Source organism: Candidatus Roseilinea sp. NK_OTU-006 (assembly GCF_012931985.1).
Taxonomy (GTDB): domain Bacteria; phylum Chloroflexota; class Anaerolineae; order J036; family Brachytrichaceae; genus JAAFGM01.
Genome location: NZ_JAAFGM010000008.1, coordinates 32,460 through 47,527, shown reverse-complemented (window position 1 = coordinate 47,527; position 15,068 = coordinate 32,460). Strand labels below are relative to the sequence as shown.

General features: G+C 63.7%; 14 protein-coding genes and 1 tRNA gene. 7 read left to right on the top strand and 8 right to left on the bottom strand.

The window, feature by feature from the left end; all coding sequences use genetic code 11:
• The first annotated feature begins 79 nt into the window (after positions 1 to 79).
• The gene (nagA, locus tag GXH28_RS06530; RefSeq protein WP_169238217.1) at positions 80 to 1,231 is read left to right on the top strand and encodes an N-acetylglucosamine-6-phosphate deacetylase; all 1,152 of its coding nucleotides are present in this window, start codon (positions 80 to 82) and stop codon (positions 1,229 to 1,231) included.
• 82 nt (positions 1,232 to 1,313) lie between these two features.
• On the opposite strand, the gene GXH28_RS06525 is transcribed toward nagA, so the two are convergent.
• From GXH28_RS06525 to lexA, 4 genes are all read right to left on the bottom strand, one after another.
• Entirely contained in the window at positions 1,314 to 1,910 is a 597-nt protein-coding gene (locus tag GXH28_RS06525; RefSeq protein ID WP_169238216.1) for a DUF4166 domain-containing protein, read from the bottom strand.
• 2 nt (positions 1,911 to 1,912) lie between these two features.
• Positions 1,913 to 2,656, bottom strand: a complete 744-nt coding sequence (locus GXH28_RS06520) for a YggS family pyridoxal phosphate-dependent enzyme (protein WP_169238215.1) — start codon at positions 2,654 to 2,656, stop codon at positions 1,913 to 1,915.
• A 30-nt stretch (positions 2,657 to 2,686) separates the two neighbouring features.
• The gene (locus GXH28_RS06515; RefSeq protein WP_169238214.1) at positions 2,687 to 3,469 is read right to left on the bottom strand and encodes an SDR family oxidoreductase; all 783 of its coding nucleotides are present in this window, start codon (positions 3,467 to 3,469) and stop codon (positions 2,687 to 2,689) included.
• 154 nt (positions 3,470 to 3,623) lie between these two features.
• A complete protein-coding gene (gene lexA / locus GXH28_RS06510) occupies positions 3,624 to 4,256 on the bottom strand; it encodes a transcriptional repressor LexA (RefSeq protein WP_169238213.1) in 633 nt (210 codons plus the stop codon).
• Between the two features lie 298 nt (positions 4,257 to 4,554).
• On the opposite strand from lexA, the gene GXH28_RS06505 reads away from it, so the two are divergent.
• Positions 4,555 to 5,772, top strand: coding sequence for a dimethylarginine dimethylaminohydrolase family protein (locus tag GXH28_RS06505; protein WP_169238212.1), 1,218 nt, complete (start codon positions 4,555 to 4,557; stop codon positions 5,770 to 5,772).
• A gap of 59 nt (positions 5,773 to 5,831) precedes the next feature.
• On the opposite strand, the gene GXH28_RS06500 is transcribed toward GXH28_RS06505, so the two are convergent.
• The 3 genes from GXH28_RS06500 to GXH28_RS06490 all read right to left on the bottom strand — a co-directional run bounded on the left by GXH28_RS06500 (position 5,832) and on the right by GXH28_RS06490 (position 7,377).
• Positions 5,832 to 5,905, bottom strand: a tRNA-Val gene (locus GXH28_RS06500).
• A 66-nt stretch (positions 5,906 to 5,971) separates the two neighbouring features.
• Positions 5,972 to 6,703 (bottom strand): RluA family pseudouridine synthase, encoded by a 732-nt coding sequence (locus GXH28_RS06495; protein WP_240550235.1) that lies wholly within the window; start codon positions 6,701 to 6,703, stop codon positions 5,972 to 5,974.
• Positions 6,700 to 7,377, bottom strand: coding sequence for a glycerol-3-phosphate acyltransferase (locus GXH28_RS06490; RefSeq protein ID WP_169238210.1), 678 nt, complete (start codon positions 7,375 to 7,377; stop codon positions 6,700 to 6,702). The genes GXH28_RS06495 and GXH28_RS06490 overlap by 4 nt, the downstream gene beginning before the upstream one ends.
• Before the next feature lie 76 nt (positions 7,378 to 7,453).
• Between GXH28_RS06490 and GXH28_RS06485 the strand changes: the two genes are divergently transcribed.
• From GXH28_RS06485 to GXH28_RS06475, 3 genes are all read left to right on the top strand, one after another.
• Positions 7,454 to 8,110: a metal-dependent transcriptional regulator gene (locus GXH28_RS06485; RefSeq protein WP_169238209.1), complete on the top strand. Its 657-nt coding sequence runs from the start codon at positions 7,454 to 7,456 to the stop codon at positions 8,108 to 8,110.
• Between the two features lie 150 nt (positions 8,111 to 8,260).
• Complete coding sequence (locus tag GXH28_RS06480) at positions 8,261 to 8,908, top strand: TRAP transporter small permease subunit (RefSeq protein WP_169238208.1); 648 nt, start codon at positions 8,261 to 8,263, stop codon at positions 8,906 to 8,908.
• A 19-nt stretch (positions 8,909 to 8,927) separates the two neighbouring features.
• A complete protein-coding gene (locus GXH28_RS06475) occupies positions 8,928 to 10,310 on the top strand; it encodes a TRAP transporter large permease (protein WP_169238207.1) in 1,383 nt (460 codons plus the stop codon).
• 75 nt (positions 10,311 to 10,385) lie between these two features.
• Here the strand turns inward: GXH28_RS06475 and GXH28_RS06470 are convergent, their stop codons facing one another.
• On the bottom strand, positions 10,386 to 11,483 hold the full coding sequence (locus GXH28_RS06470; protein ID WP_169238206.1) for a TRAP transporter substrate-binding protein: 1,098 nt from the start codon (positions 11,481 to 11,483) through the stop codon (positions 10,386 to 10,388).
• A gap of 272 nt (positions 11,484 to 11,755) precedes the next feature.
• Here GXH28_RS06470 and GXH28_RS06465 point away from each other — a divergent pair, with 272 nt between their 5' ends.
• Both GXH28_RS06465 and GXH28_RS06460 read left to right on the top strand, forming a co-directional pair.
• Positions 11,756 to 14,206 (top strand): FtsW/RodA/SpoVE family cell cycle protein, encoded by a 2,451-nt coding sequence (locus GXH28_RS06465; RefSeq protein WP_169238205.1) that lies wholly within the window; start codon positions 11,756 to 11,758, stop codon positions 14,204 to 14,206.
• A 60-nt stretch (positions 14,207 to 14,266) separates the two neighbouring features.
• Positions 14,267 to 15,064, top strand: coding sequence for an SDR family NAD(P)-dependent oxidoreductase (locus tag GXH28_RS06460; protein ID WP_169238204.1), 798 nt, complete (start codon positions 14,267 to 14,269; stop codon positions 15,062 to 15,064).
• Positions 15,065 to 15,068: the final 4 nt, after the last annotated feature.

The window sequence follows — 15,068 nt, the reverse complement described above, 5'->3', positions numbered from 1 at the left end:
ACGATGAGCAAGCTGAGGAGGGAGATCAGCCTCCGCTGGCGCTCGCGGTCTTGTCTTCTCACACGTATGATTCTAACCGATGCGCACTGTGATTGACTGTGGCGCGTTGGTGCTATACGACCGGATCGAGCACAACTGGCGGGTGCTGATTGAGGATGGCGTGATTCGCGCCATCGCAGCCCACCTGGATGCGCCGGCGGATGCGACGGTGATTGATGCGCGTGCGCGCATCGTGCTGCCGGGCTTCATCGACATCCACGTCCATGGCGCAATGGACGCCGACGCGATGGACGCCACCCCCGAGGCGTTGCAGGTCATGGCGCGCTTCTTTGCCGCTCATGGCGTCACCGGCTTCCTGCCGACGACCATGACCGCCCCGCGCGAAAAGATCGAAGCTGCGCTTGAGAACGTGCGGCGAGCGATGACTAGCCCGCCGGCGCCGGACGCAGCGCGCATCCTCGGTGCACACGTCGAGGGGCCCTTCATCAACCCGAAGCAATGCGGCGCACAACCGACCGAGTTCATCCGTCCAGCAGATCCGCGCGAATACCGCCCCTGGTTCGAGCGCGGCGTGGTCAAGTTGATCACCGTTGCGCCGGAAGTGGATGGGGCGCTGCGTCTCATCGAGGACGCCCGACGCTTTGGCGTCGCGGTCGCCATCGGTCACACCGACGCGACATATGCCCAGGCGCAGGCTGCGTTCGCCGCAGGGGCGAACCAAGCCACACACACCTTCAACGCCATGCGCGGCTTGCATCACCGGGAGCCGGGGGCGCTTGGGGCGGCCATGGCCAACGACGCCGTATATGCGCAACTCATCTGCGACAACGTGCATGTGCACCCCGCAGCGATGAACGTGCTCTACAAATGCAAAGGCGCCGACCGGCTGGCGGTCATCACCGACGCCATGGAGGCAACCGGCCTGAGCGACGGCGCATTTGTCCTCGGCGCCCGGCGCGTCCTCGTGCAGGGCGGCATCGCACGGCTGGCGGACGGTACGCTGGCCGGCTCGACGCTGACGATGGACGCGGCCTTTCGCAATATCATCGCTGCGACCGGCTGCTCATTGGTCGAGGCATCGCGGATGTGTTCGGCGTCGCCGGCGCGCGCAGTCGGCCTGGACGGTCGCAAGGGACGCATTGCACCGGGTTACGATGCTGACATCGTCATTCTCGATGCTGAGCTGCGCGTCGTGAGGACGATCGTGGGCGGGCTATGTACGACCGGCTAGCCGGCCAATGCAGGAACACGCTCTGCCTGCGTCCAACACCGGCAGGGCGGCGCCCATCACGTTCGTCCGGCAGCGGCCCCCATCACTCGATGCTCAATGTGCCGCTGTAGCCGAACATGCGCCCGAAGACCGGGTGGCTGACCACGACTTCGGTGTGGATCGTGCGCTCGTCAACGGCGCGTTCGACGGCGATGCTGCGGATGTGAAAGAGGCCGGGCAGCGCCGCATAGCGCCCATTGCGGATCGCGAACTGCGGGCCGACGGTCGTTTGGCGCAGCGATCGCCCATCCGGGCTGACCTCTAAAGCCAACGTAATCCCGATGTTGGGCGGCTGGTTGAACGTATCGAGCACGCGCGCCGGCAGCCTATCGCGCGCAGGGCGGGTGAGCGTATAGCTGACGACGGTGCCGCTCGGATAGCGGAATTCGCGATGCCATTCGTAGCACACTTCGTCGCGATCCACCAAGCCGCGGTTACGCACGTAGACCGGCACCTGGTCCGCCGGAATGGGCATGAACGGCGCCAACGCGCGCGCCCAGGCGAAGCGATTCCACGCGCGCATCGGCCCCTGAAGGACCGCTTGCTGACCGGGAGCAAGATCATAGTGGCGCTGCAGCGCCGGAGCCAGCCGGTCAAACGCTTCACCGAGCGCCAGTCGAAAGAGGGAGGGCTGTGTCACCGTCATCCTCGCGCGCCAAAGATCGCCCGACCGATGCGCACCATCGTTGCGCCCTCGGCAATGGCTGCTTCGAAGTCGTCGGTCATCCCCATCGAGAGGTGATCGAGCGATAGCGCGGACATGCGTTCCGACAACGCATCGCGCAGCGCGCGCAGGCTGGCGAAGACCGGCCGCGCCTCGTCAGGCTGTTCGACGATCGGCGCCATGGTCATCAGGCCGCATACGCGCAGGTTCAGCAACCCGGCGATCTGGGCAACCTGGTCGGCGAATGCGTCCAGGAGCGCCCGATTGCGCTCCCATCCGTGGAGTTGGAAGCCGTTCTTGGTGTCTTCGCCGCTCACGTTGCACTCCAGCAAGATCGGCTGGACGACGCCCTGCGCTGCACAGCGTGCGTTCAGCTTGCCGGCGAGCTTGAGCGAGTCCACCGAGTGAATCAGGTGGAACCGCCCCGCTGCATCGCGCGCCTTGCGCGATTGAAGATGGCCGACCACATGCCATCGCAGATCGGTGCCCAGGCCCCAGGCGGCCAACCGCGCCTTGACTTCCTCTATCTTGGGCAGCGCCTCCTCGACGCGGTTTTCGCCGAAGTCGCGCTGGCCGGCGGCTGCGGCCTCGGCGATGGCTTCTGCAGGGAAGGTCTTCGACACCGCAACAAGCGTAACGCTATCCGGCGCCCGCCCAGCGCGCAAGCACGCCTCGGCGATGCGCTCGCGCACCTGCGCCAGCGCGCGTTGCACGTCAGCCATGGTCCTCAATCCCGGTGATCACGGCATGTGTCAGGAGATGCCGGGGATCGGTTGGCGATAGACTGTCGTGGGTGTGGACTGCCCAACCGCCATCATCACGATGAAGTTGATGTTGACATGCGGCGGGCGCGTGGCGCAGAACACGATTGCGTCGGCGACATCCTCCGGCGTCATCGGCTTCACCCCCTCGTAGACCTTCTTGGCGCGTTCCACATCGCCGTGGAAGCGCACAACGCTGAACTCGGTCTCCACCAGGCCGGGGTCCACGGATGAAACGCGGATGGGCGTGCCGAGCAAGTCCTGCTTCAGGCTCTCGGTGAGCGACTTGATCGCTGCCTTAGATAAGCAATACACGGCGCCGTTCTGATAGGCGTAATGGCCGGCCACCGATCCCAGATTAATGATGTGACCACGCTGTCGCTCGATCATCCCCGGCAAAATGGCGCGCGTGACGTAGAGCACGCCCTTGATGTTGGTGTTGATCATCTCCTCCCAGTCGTCAATCGCCCCTTCTTGAAGCTTATTGAGGCCGCGGCTGAGCCCCGCGTTATTGATCAAGATGTCCACCTCGCGGAATCCATCGGGAAGCGCGGCCACAGCGGCCTCCACGGCTGAGCGGTCGGTCACGTCGAGCTTGAAGATATGCGTCGGAACAGGAAGCGACTCGGCCAGCTTTTGCAGCCGTTCGTAGCGCCGCGCGCACAACACCAGCTTCGCGCCTTGCGCGGCGAAGGCGCGCGCGCATGCCTCGCCGATGCCGCTGCTCGCGCCGGTGATGAAGACGATGCGATCTTGAAGTGAAATGCTGCTCATAGCAGCGCAAGTGTAAATTGAGAATCGAGAATTGAGAATACAGGTCGGCCGTCCGAGCGGGTTGCGCACGCGCCCTGCGCCGACGCCGTGACCTTGCGTAGGCGAAGCAACAGCGATGGCCAAGACCGAGACGCTGAGGAGGCGCGCCGTCCCGTCATGTCTTGCGGATCACGCACATGACTTTACCCTGGATCAGGGCGTGGTGCGCGTCTACGTAGAACGGCTTCATGGTCGGGTTCTCCGGCTTGAGCTTTAGGCGTTTGCCGTCTTTCTCGCGGTAGACGCGCTTGAGCGTGGATTCGTTGCGGTCGGTGAGGTAGATCGCTACCAAATCGCCGTTCTTGATCTCATCGGTGCGGCGCATAATGACGATGTCGCCGTCGTTGATCAGCGCGTCAATCATGGAGTCCCCCTGCACTTCGAGCGCGTAGAGGCCATCGGCGCTGCCTACCAAGCTGCGGGCGATCTGAATGGTGTTCTCGACGTCGGCCAGGGCGTCAGGATCGGGCGTCGGCGATGGCTCGCTGGCGACGATGCGCCCCACGATCGGCACGGAGACGATATCGCGCGGGCTGATGCGATGCGCTTGGGTCAACACCACGCCGCGCGAACGTCGCTCGTAGCGGTTGAGGAGATTCGCCCGCTCCAGCGCCTTTAAGTGATAGCTCACCATCGAGGTGGAGCTGATGCCCGCGCCCTTTTGGATCTCACGGATGGTGGGCGGCACGTCGTGCTCTTCCATGTAGCGGCTGATGAAAGATAGAATGCGCTGTTGCGGCTCGGTCAAATGTTCAATCGCCGAGTGAGACACTGCTTCCTCCCGTTCGCAACTGCACGCGAACTTTTGTTCTATTTGCGGCGGATGATAAGCGAACAAGCGTTCTATGTCAAGGTGGGCGGGAGGGCGGCGGCCATCAACACGCGAACGGGGCATGGCCGAATGGCCGCATGGGCGCAGGTGTTCACACTCCCCTCAGCATCGCCGGGTGAGCGCTCCCTCTGCAGCTGGTTCACCGGCAGCCTTAAAATTCAGATGCGTTCGCGCCAGACAGTCGTTCCACGGCTTGTTCTACGATAGTAAACCGATGACGCCGATGCCGCTCGACCGCTCTTCAACGTCCGGTTGCTCGCCGCTGACTCCTGCACAACCCGCCGAGTGGCTGCCGGCGCGGGTCGTGCTGATGTGCGAGCCGGGCATTGAGACGCTGTTTGCGATCCTACAGCCTGGCGCAGCCAACTTTTTATTCCCGTTCTCTCTGGCGCAGGGGCGCGAGGAACACCGCGCCTACCGACGCGCGTTGGAAGGCCACGGCGTGCGCGTGATTGACTACCGCGAGGCATTGGCGCAGGCGACGCGCAGCCGGCTGACGCAGTGGGCGCGCGAGGCGGTGACGTTCGAATACGACGCAGCGCTCACTGCTGACGAGCGCGACGAGGCCGCGCGCCAGCTCGACGTCGCGCTGGCTGCGCTCGACGCCGGCAGCCTGGTGGAGGTGATCTTGCTCCGGCCGACGATCCGCGTCGCGCGCAGCGCCGCCGGCCTGGACCCCACGACCCGTTTCGAGGCGCAGTTCACACTCGAACCGCCCAGCCCATACTACACGCGCGACCCGCTCATCACCACGCGCGAGGGCGTGGTGATCACGCGTCTGAAGCTGAAGCAGCGCGCGCCGGAGAACGACATCGCCGCGCATGTGCTCGAGTCACTCGGCATCGCGCCGCGATACCGCGTCCAGCCCCCCGGCACGCTAGAGGGTGGCGACTTCATCCCTTGCGGCGACTTCGTGCTGCAAGGTCAGGGGTTGCTGACCAATGAGGACGGCGTGCGCCAGTGCCTTGAGCATCGCGTTTACGGCTATGTCGAGGTGGCGGTGATCGAAGACCCGCGTATGGACATGGACGAGATGCACCTCGACACTTACTTCGCCATGCTCGACCGCGACCTGGCGCTTTGTGTCGAGTCGCGGCTCAGCGGCGATGAGGAGCCGGCGGTCAAGGTGTATGTTCCACAGGGCGCGCCGGACCGCTACGCCTACGTCCTCACCCGCACCACGCTGTTCTCCCGCTATCTGCAAGAGAAGGGCATCCGCGTCATCCCGTTCAGCAAGGCCGAACAACTGGACTTCGCCGCAAACGGTTTGTTGGTCGGCCCCAGGCGGTTAATGTGTGCGCGGCGCGCCGGCGAGCCGTTCTTGCAGCGGCTGCGTGCGGCCGGCGTAGATGTGCAGGCCATTGCGTTTGATGCCCTTGCGGGGGGATACGGTGGGCCGCACTGTTCGACGCAGGTATTGGTGCGCGGCTGATGTGTGCTGGGGAGAGCGCGGCCAGCGCATCGCGCGGGGCCTAGATGCGCTGGCCAACATGGGAGCGACAAGACTCGAACTTGTGACCTTTGCGATGTCAACGCAACGCTCTAACCAACTGAGCTACGCCCCCGCGGCCCCCATATTATAAACCAGCGCGCCATGCGTGGGCGCTACAAAAAAAGCGAAGAGCAGCGCGCTACGCCAGCTTCGCCAACTGGCTCACGGCTGCGTTGAAGTCCTTGGCATACGGCGCGAGCAAGTCGAGCGCCTCGCCCGTGACCGGATGCGTGAGCTTCAGCCGGCGTGCGTGCAGAGCCGTCCGCCCAATCAGGGGGATCTCCTCGGCGCTGTTCCAGCGATAGTCGGGCTTCAGTTGCGACAGGAAGACCGGTTTGCCGTCGCCATATAAGTCGTCCGCGGCGATCGGATGGCCGAGCAGCGCAGCGTGCACCCGAATCTGATGCGCGCGGCCGGTCTCCGGCATGGCTTCGACCAGGACATAGCGCTTCAGGCGCTGCAATACGCGGAAGTGCGTCACCGATGGCTTGCCGCGCGCAATATCTACGACCGTGCGGTGGCGACGATCCCCATCTACGCGCAGCGGTGCGTCGGCGGTGCGTTCCGTCCATGAGGGATTGCCCACGAGGAGCGCATGGTAGAGCTTCGTCACCGCGCGCCCTTCGAACTGCTCACTGAGCGCGCGATGGGCTGGCTCGTTTCGCGCAAAGATGATGACGCCGCTGGTGTCGCGGTCGAGGCGATGCACCAGCCATAATCGGCCAAAACGCGCCTCCAGCAGCGCGCGCAAATCCGGCTCGTCGGGTCGTGCAGCATCGTGCGCAGTGGTGACGCCGGCGGGTTTGTTGACGGCGACCAGATGATCGTCGGCGCATAGCACCTGTATCCGGTGAGGGCGAAGCGATCTCATTGTTGCGCGGTGGGCGAACCAGACTGCGACGGCTGAGGACGCTTGAACCACGACACGCGCTTCTCGGTGCCCGCGCGCAAGCGTTCGATGTTCGGGCGGAGGGCGATCAGGATCAGCCCAAGCACCCCCCAGCCGTAGGCCGCATAGGACCAATGCGTGGCGCCCAGCATCGCGCCGACGGTGTTCCCGACAGCAACGGTCAATCCGGCCAGCATTGAAGCGATCGAAGCATAGCCGCCGACGAACAGCATGAGCGAACCGATGGCGAATGCCGGTGCGCCGCCCCACGGCCAGATCGCGATGCTGGTGCCGACGGCGGTCGCGCCGCCTGCGCCGCCACGAAAGTTGAGGAAGCACGACGCGTTGTGACCGAGCACCACGCCAAAGCCGGCCAGCGCCTCGGCCCAGCCCGCCGTATCCACAACGAAGTGGCGCACGATCAGCACGGCGATCACGCCCTTCAACACGTCGAGGATGGCCGTCACCAAGCCCGGCACGAGGCCTGCCGCGCGAAATACGTTCGTGCCGCCGGTGCGGCCGCTCCCGAACTCGCGCACGTCTATGCCTTTGACCAGTTTGACGATAATCCAGCCGAACGGGATTGAGCCGATCACGTAGCCGGCTACGCCGCATGCGGCGCTGATCCAGAATGCGCTCATCACTCCTGATTTCATGATATGGTAACACCAATGCGCGCAATGCGGCGCGCCGGCCCATACGGTTTAGTGCACGCCAGACATAGAATAAGTGATGCTCTCCGAATCCGCCCAGGACTATCTGAAAGCGATTTATAGCCTGCGCCATGAGAATGCGCGCGCCACGACGAATGCGCTCGCGGCCCGGCTGAACGTGACGGCTGCTTCCGTCACCGGTATGCTCAAGAAGCTGGCCGAGCTGAAGCTGGTGTTCTATGAGCCATACCAGGGGGCCACGCTGACGCCTGCGGGTGAGAAGATCGCGCTGGAGGTGATTCGTCACCATCGGCTGATCGAGCTGTATCTGACCGAAGCGATGGGCTATTCGTGGGACCAAGTGCACGCCGAAGCAGATCGCTTGGAACATGCTATTAGTGAGGAGTTCGAGGATCGCATCTCAACGCTGCTCGGCCATCCGACTGTGGATCCGCATGGCGACCCCATCCCGACCAAAGACGGCGAAATCGCAGCCAGCTCGCGAGACACACTGGACACCAGCGCAGAGGGCAGCCGGGTGCGCATTGAGCGTGTGCGCGACGAAGACCCCGCGCTCTTGCGCCAAGTGGCCGACCTGGGGCTCCTGCCACAGACTGTCATCACCATCGGCAGCCGGCCGGATGGCGCCTCGCTCACCGTGTATCTCGCCGATGGCCAACCTCGCTGCATCAGCACCCGGATCGCTCAAAACATTTTCATCGTAGATGCCCCTTGAGTCTCCTGCGCGGCCGCATCCGAATTGACAAATTCGCTGCGATAGATACGATGCGCCCCAATACGCCTGGCAAGCATCGCGGGCTGCGCGGCTGAAAATGAGCAGGCTGCTGTCGAAATAAACGTCCAAATCAGAGAGGAGGGCAGGAAATTGAAGACGTTGCTTCGTGTCGCATCATTCATTGACTCGATCACTGAGCGTCTGAGCGGGCTGATCGGCATCATCGTCGTTCTGGCCGTCGTGGCCGGCTTTCTGAACGCCACTTTGCGCTACCTCGGCCAAGCGCTGCAACGCACGTTGATCTCCAACGAATTGATCCAGTTGCAGTGGTATCTCTTCTCGCTGCTCTTTCTGATCGGCTTTCCCTACCTGCTCAAACACAACGTCAATGTGCGCGTGGACTTCTTCTACTCGCGCTGGGGTCCGCGCCAACGCGCGCTCGTGGACTTCTTGGGCACGTTGCTCTTCCTCATCCCGTTCTGCTCGCTAGCGATCTATGTGAGCATCGGCCCGGTGCTGACGTCGTGGGGGCGCCTGCCGGATGGGAGCTGGGGGCCTTGGGAGGTGTCGAGCGATGCCGGTGGGTTGCCACTTGCGCCGCTGAAGTCGCTGATCATCGTCGGTTTCTTCGGCCTGCTGGTGCAGGCCATCTCGCAACTGATTAAGTACGTTGCCGTCCTCCTCGGCTACCATGAAGCCGATCAAGCGGTGATGGTGGCCGAAACCGACCAGATGATGGCCGACCAAATGGTGCGCGAGATGCGCAAAGAGCTGGAGCACGAGGCTATAGCGCGCTGATAGCACAGGAGAAAGACCGATGGAAGGATTCAACCCACAATGGCTTGGCATCCTGATGTTCGTCGGCTTCTTCTTCTTGTTGCTGACGGGCTACCCGGTAGCCTTCTCTTTTGCCGGCGTCTCGATCGTCTTTGGATTGATCGGCCTGGCGATGGGCGCGTTCGACTTCAATTTGCTGCTGTCGCTGCCGAATAGCTGGTTCGGCATCATGAGCGATAGCACACTGCTGGCGATCCCCTTTTTCATCTTCATGGGTGCCATCCTGGAAAAGTCGGGACTGGCGGAGGAGCTGCTCGAAACGGTCGGCCAGTTGATGGGACCGCTGAAGGGCGGCATCGCGCTGGCGGTGGTGGTAGTGGGGACGTTGCTGGCGGCGACCACCGGCGTCGTGGCGGCCACCATCATCGCCATGGGGCTGATCTCGTTGCCCACCATGCTGAAGTACGGCTACAACAAAGAGCTGGCCACCGGCGTGATTGTCGCCTCCGGCACCATGGCGCAAATGATCCCGCCCAGCATTGTGCTGGTGCTGCTCAGCGACCAGTTCGGGCTGTCCATCGGTGATTTGTTCGCCGGGGCGCTGGTGCCCGGCCTGCTATTGGCTGCGTCTTACGCCATCTACGCGTTGGTAGTCGCCTACACCCGTCCGGGCAGTGCGCCGGCCTTGCCACCGGAGGCGCGCACGCTCAGCAGCCGTACCCTGCTCCTGCGCACGCTCCGCGCGTTCGTCCCGCCGGTGGTGCTCATTCTGGCAGTGCTCGGCACCATCTTTGCCGGCCTGGCCACCCCCAGCGAGGCCGGGGCGTTCGGCGCCATCGGCGCCTCCATCTTGGCTGTGGCCAATCGCCGGATGAGCCGCAAGGTCATCGCCGACGCCGCCCTCTCCACTGCCAAAACCACCGGCCTGGTCCTGATGATCCTCTTTGCCTCCACCCTGTTCACCAAGGTGCTGTTCGCCCTGGGCAGCGACCTGTTGATCGAAGAATGGTTGACCAACCTGCCGGGCGGGTTCTGGACGTTCATCATCGTCGCGAACATCGCCATTTTCCTGCTGGGCATCTTCCTCGAGTTCACCGAGATCACCTACATCGCCATGCCGCTGCTGGTGCCGGCAGCCGAGCGAGTGTTGGATGTGTTTAACCCAACAGGCGCCTTCTCCAACGAAGGCTACACCATGGTGTGGTTTGCCATTGTAGTCGCCATCAACCTGCAAACCGCCTTCATCTCGCCGCCGGTCGGCTTTTCGCTGTTCTACATGCAGAGCGTGGCGCCGAAGGAGGTGAGCACCGTCGAGATTCACCGCAGCGCGATCCCCTTCATGATTATTCAACTCGTGGTGCTGGCCATCGTGATCGCCTTCCCGGAGACGGTCAACGCGCTGGTGCGATTGTCGTTTAGATAGCTGCGGGGTCTAAAACGCCGACAGGCAGGATTCATCCCCTGCCCGTCGGCGTTTTCTTGTGGACACACGTGGCGCTTACGATGCGCCAAAGAGGAAGCCCTCGATGGCGTATTCGTTCAGCCCAAACCACTTGTCCGTTTCGGCTTTGAACTTCTTCCAACTTTCATAAACGCGCTTGAAATCGGCGTCCTTGCTGGCATATTCGTCGTACAGCCCCAAGGCTGCTTTCTGGGCCGCAGCCAGGATTTCGTTGCTAAATCGTTTGACCTGCACCCCTTGAGCGGTGAGCTTAGCCAGCGCAGCGGCGTTGCGCGCATCGTAACGCGCGACCATGTTTTGATTAGCCTCGGCCGCAGCGCTCTTGATTGCCTCCTGATAAGCTTTAGGCAACTTATTCCATTCGTTGAGATTCACTTCGATCTCCAGCGAGGGCGCCGGCTCCCACCAGCCGGGATAGTAATAGAATTTAGCCACCTTGAAGAACCCCAACTTTTCATCGTCATAGGGGCCAACCCACTCCGCGGCGTCTACCGTGCCGGTCTGCAGCGCCTGGAAGATCTCGCCGCCCGGCAACGTCTGCACGGTCACTCCCAGCCGTTTCATCACCTCGCCGCCCAGGCCGGGGATGCGCATCTTCAACCCTTGCAGGTCCTTGACCGTCTTGACCTCCTTGCGGAACCAACCGCCCATCTGGGCGCCGGTGTTGCCGGCCGGCCACTGAATCACGTTGAAGCGCTTGGCATACACCTCTTGGAGCAGCTTGAGGCCCCCACCTTCATAAAGCCAGGCGTTCTGCTGCCGTAAGGTCATGCCGAATGGCACGGCAGCGCCAAACGCCGTGACCGGGCTCTTGCCGATGTAGTAGTACGATGCCGTGTGCCCGATGGGCACCGCACCCTGCGAGACCACGTCAAGAATGTCGGTGCCACGCGAAAGCTTGCCGGCCGGGTTAGGCGTAATCTGAAAGCGCCCGTCTGTCAGAGCTGCGACGCGTTCGGCAAAATATTCTGCTGCGCCGTAGATGGTGTCGAGCGACACCGGCCAACTGGTGGCCATCTGCCAGCGTATCCTCTGCGTCTGAGCATGCACAATCGTCGGTACGGCAAAAGCAGTTGAGGCCGCGCCGACAGCGGCGCCTTTGGCGGCCACGGACAGGAATTTGCGACGCTTCATAGCTTGTTTTACCTCCTTTAGTCAAAAAACTAAACTGTAGAGCTGTTTTAGCACTTGCCGGCGGAGTTTGTCAAGTTGAATACATCTGGTTCTGGTCTGGATGCATTTGTCGCCGGCATCGCTGCGCCCTGGCCGGCGGAGCCGCGACGCCTCCCTTGATTTCAGCGGCCCTCCTGGCTGTCGGGTTATCGTCGAGACCTTGGCGATGACACGGCGCGCGGCCTTGCGAGAGCAACGCGCTGCGTGCGTTAGGACAAATATAGAATGCGCGGGTGTACAGGTCGTTGACTTCGCCGTTTGCACTGCTGAGCCTGGGATTGCTCCCCGCTTGGCTGGGCGCAGCATCGCTGGCGTTACAACGCAGCGAACCGCTGCCGCTGCTGGCGCCGGCTGCGCTGAGCGCGCTTGCCATCGTCGCGCATGGGTGGCTGGCGCGCGTTGCGCCGGCGCGCGACCCTTTCATCCTGCCGGTCGCCGTGATGCTCACCGGTCTCGGTTTGCTGTCCATCGCGCGCACGGCCCCCAACTTTTTGCAGCGGCAAACCCTGGCGCTGGTCGTCGCATTCGCAGCCATGCTTGCCGTCTGTAGCCGGCGCGACCGCCTGCGTTGGCTGCGCCGATTCAAATACACCTGGCTGATTGCGGCGCTGGCGCTGTTGCTGGCCTCCCTGGCCTTCGGCGTGAATCCCTCCGGCGCAGGCGCGCGCTTGTGGCTAAACATCGGCCGCTTCTTTGTGCAACCCTCGGAGCTGCTGCGGCTGCTCATGATCGCCTTCCTGGCCGCCTACTTTGCCCAACGCGCGATGCACAGCGGGGAGCTGTTGCCGGAGGCGCGGCCATCTGCTTCTTTCAATCGCCGATCCCTCGCCCCCACCATCGCAATGGGCGTCATCGCGATGGCGATGCTCGTCATCCAGCAAGACCTCGGCGCGGCGTCGTTGCTGGTGATCACGTTTGCCTTCATGCTCTACCTGGCAACGGGCGACGCGCGCTTGCCGCTGGGGCTGGCCATCGGGCTGGGCCTCGCGGCCGTCGCCGGCTACTTCCTCTCCGCGCGCGTGGCACAGCGACTGAGCATCTGGTTGAACCCCTGGGGCGACCCACAAGGCGGCGCGTTTCAAATCGTGCAGTCGTTGATCGCCCTGGCCAGCGGCGGCTTGCTGGGTCAGGGCATTAATCAGGGCCGACCGGGGTATGTGCCGGCCGTTCACACCGACTTCCCGTTCGTGATGATCGGCGAAGAGCTAGGGCTGGCCGGCGCGCTGGCCGTGTTGGCCGGCTTCGCGGCGCTCATCCTACGCGCCTGGCGCGTCGGCCTGCGATCCGGCGATCGCTACGGGTCGCTGCTGGCCGGCGGCATCGCTGCGGCGCTGGCCACGCAGGTGTTCATCATCATCGGCGGCAACATCGGGCTGTTGCCGCTCACCGGCGTGACGCTCCCGTTCATCAGCTACGGCGGCACATCGCTGGTGGTGAGCTACTTCATGATCGGTCTGCTCATTCGCCTATCGGCCGATGCCGCCGAAGGCAGACCGATGAGCGCCGCGCGCGCCGTTGACCCGCTGGCCCAACGGACCGAGCTGGCTGCCGGTCGGGCGATGCGCCTCAGCGCGGCCTGGTTGGCCGCGTTGGCGCTGGGGACGGGCTACTGGAGCATCGTGCGCGGGCCGGAGTTGGTTGTCCGCTTGGATAACCCGCGCCGGCTAGAGGCGGAGCTGGCGACCTTTCGCGGCGCCATCTACGCTCGCGATGGCGTCCTGCTGGCCTATTCGTCGTGCGCCGGCGCGCCGCAGCCGCTCACCCCGTGCGCCGCGCGCCGTGGCAGCCAATCGGCGACGCCGCGATACGAACGACGGTATCCGCTGCCGGAAGCCGCGCCGGCCTTCGGCTACTACAGCCAGCGCTACGGCGTAAGCGGGCTGGAGGCGTTCGCCGATGCCACCCTGCGCGGCAGCCGGACATGGCTGGACGACTTCCTGCACCGCCCGCGCCGCGGCAGCGCGATCACTGCGACGCTCGACGCGAACTGGCAGCGCCGCGCCGTCGCTGCCCTGCGCGCCAGCCCAACGCTGACCAACCCGCGCGGGGCGGTCGTCGTGATGAACTGGCATACCGGCGAGGTGCTGGCGCTGGCCAGCGCGCCCACGTTCGACCCGAACCGGTTGGAGCAAGACTGGGAACGCCTGCGCACCGACCCCGACGCCCCGCTGATCAACCGTGCTACCCAGGGCTTATATCAACCCGGCCTGTTGCTGCGCTGGCTGGTCGAAGCGCACGCACCAATGGCCCATCGCGCCGTCCTCAATCAGCCGGACGATTTCATGGCGCATCTTGCACCGCTGAACCTGCACCGGCCTGTGCCGTTCGAGCTGCCGAACGAAGCCACACCGCTGCCGGCGACGGCGACTTACAGCGAAACCCTCGGCCAGGGAAAATTGCGCGTCACCCCCCTGCGGGTCGCCGTCACCTTGGCCGAGTTGGCCGCAGGCCGGCCGGTGACGCCGACGCTGCTTTCAAGCGCACCGGCAACGCAAGTCGGCCCACCGGTGGTCGAACGCAGCGCGCTGCGCCCGTTCAGCGGCTTTGCTCAAATCGCGGATAATCAGTTCGTCGGCTGGCACGCTCGCATCGCCGGCGATCTCGTGTTCGTGCTGGCCATCGAAATGCCCACGCACGATGAACCAACGTTGGTCCGCGCCATCGCCGCGTTGGAAGGCGCATAGCAGATCTGCGCGCTACATACTGCGTTGACCGATGCGGGACGTCGAATGCCGAATCTCGAGATGATGCATCCACCTCTGGCACGATTCAAAGATCAAGTCGTGGTGATCACCGGCGGCGCGCAAGGGCTGGGCGAGGCGTTCGCGCAACGCTTCGCCGGCGAGGGCGCCCGGGTGGTGATTATTGACCTGCAGTGTGAGAAATGCGAACAGCTTGCGGCGCGGCTTGGACGCACCTACAACGTGGAAACGCTGGCAATCAGCGCCAACGTCGCCGACCATGACGCGATGCAGCAGGTGGTGTCCGATATCTGCCGCGCATTTGGCCGCGTGGATGTCTGGGTGAACAACGCCGGCATTTATCGCGGCACGCCGCTCGAACAACTTGACATGAACGAATGGAACCTGATGATCGAGGTGAACTACACCGGCGTCTTCGTGTGCACGAAAGCTGTCGCGCCGGTGATGAAGCAGCAGCGCTACGGCCGCATCATCAATATGAGCAGCATTGCTGGCCGCACCGGCTTCAAGAACAGCGTCGCCTATTGCAGCAACAAAGCCGCCGTGATCGGCCTGACCCGCGCAGCAGCGATGGACTTGGCCCCATTCGGCGTGACGGTGAACGCGGTGTGCCCAGGCTCCATCCTCACCGACATGCTGCGCAAGGTGGACGCCGAGATCTGTCGCAACGAAGGCTGGCCGATTGGCACACACATCGCCCGCAAGGCCGAGCAAATCCCCATGGGCCGGCTGGGCACACCCGACGAGGTGGCCAGCGTGGTGGCCTTCCTCGCTTCGAGCGACGCCAGCTATGTCACCGGCCAGTCCATCGAAGTAGATGGCGGCGAGATCGTGGTTTGAAACA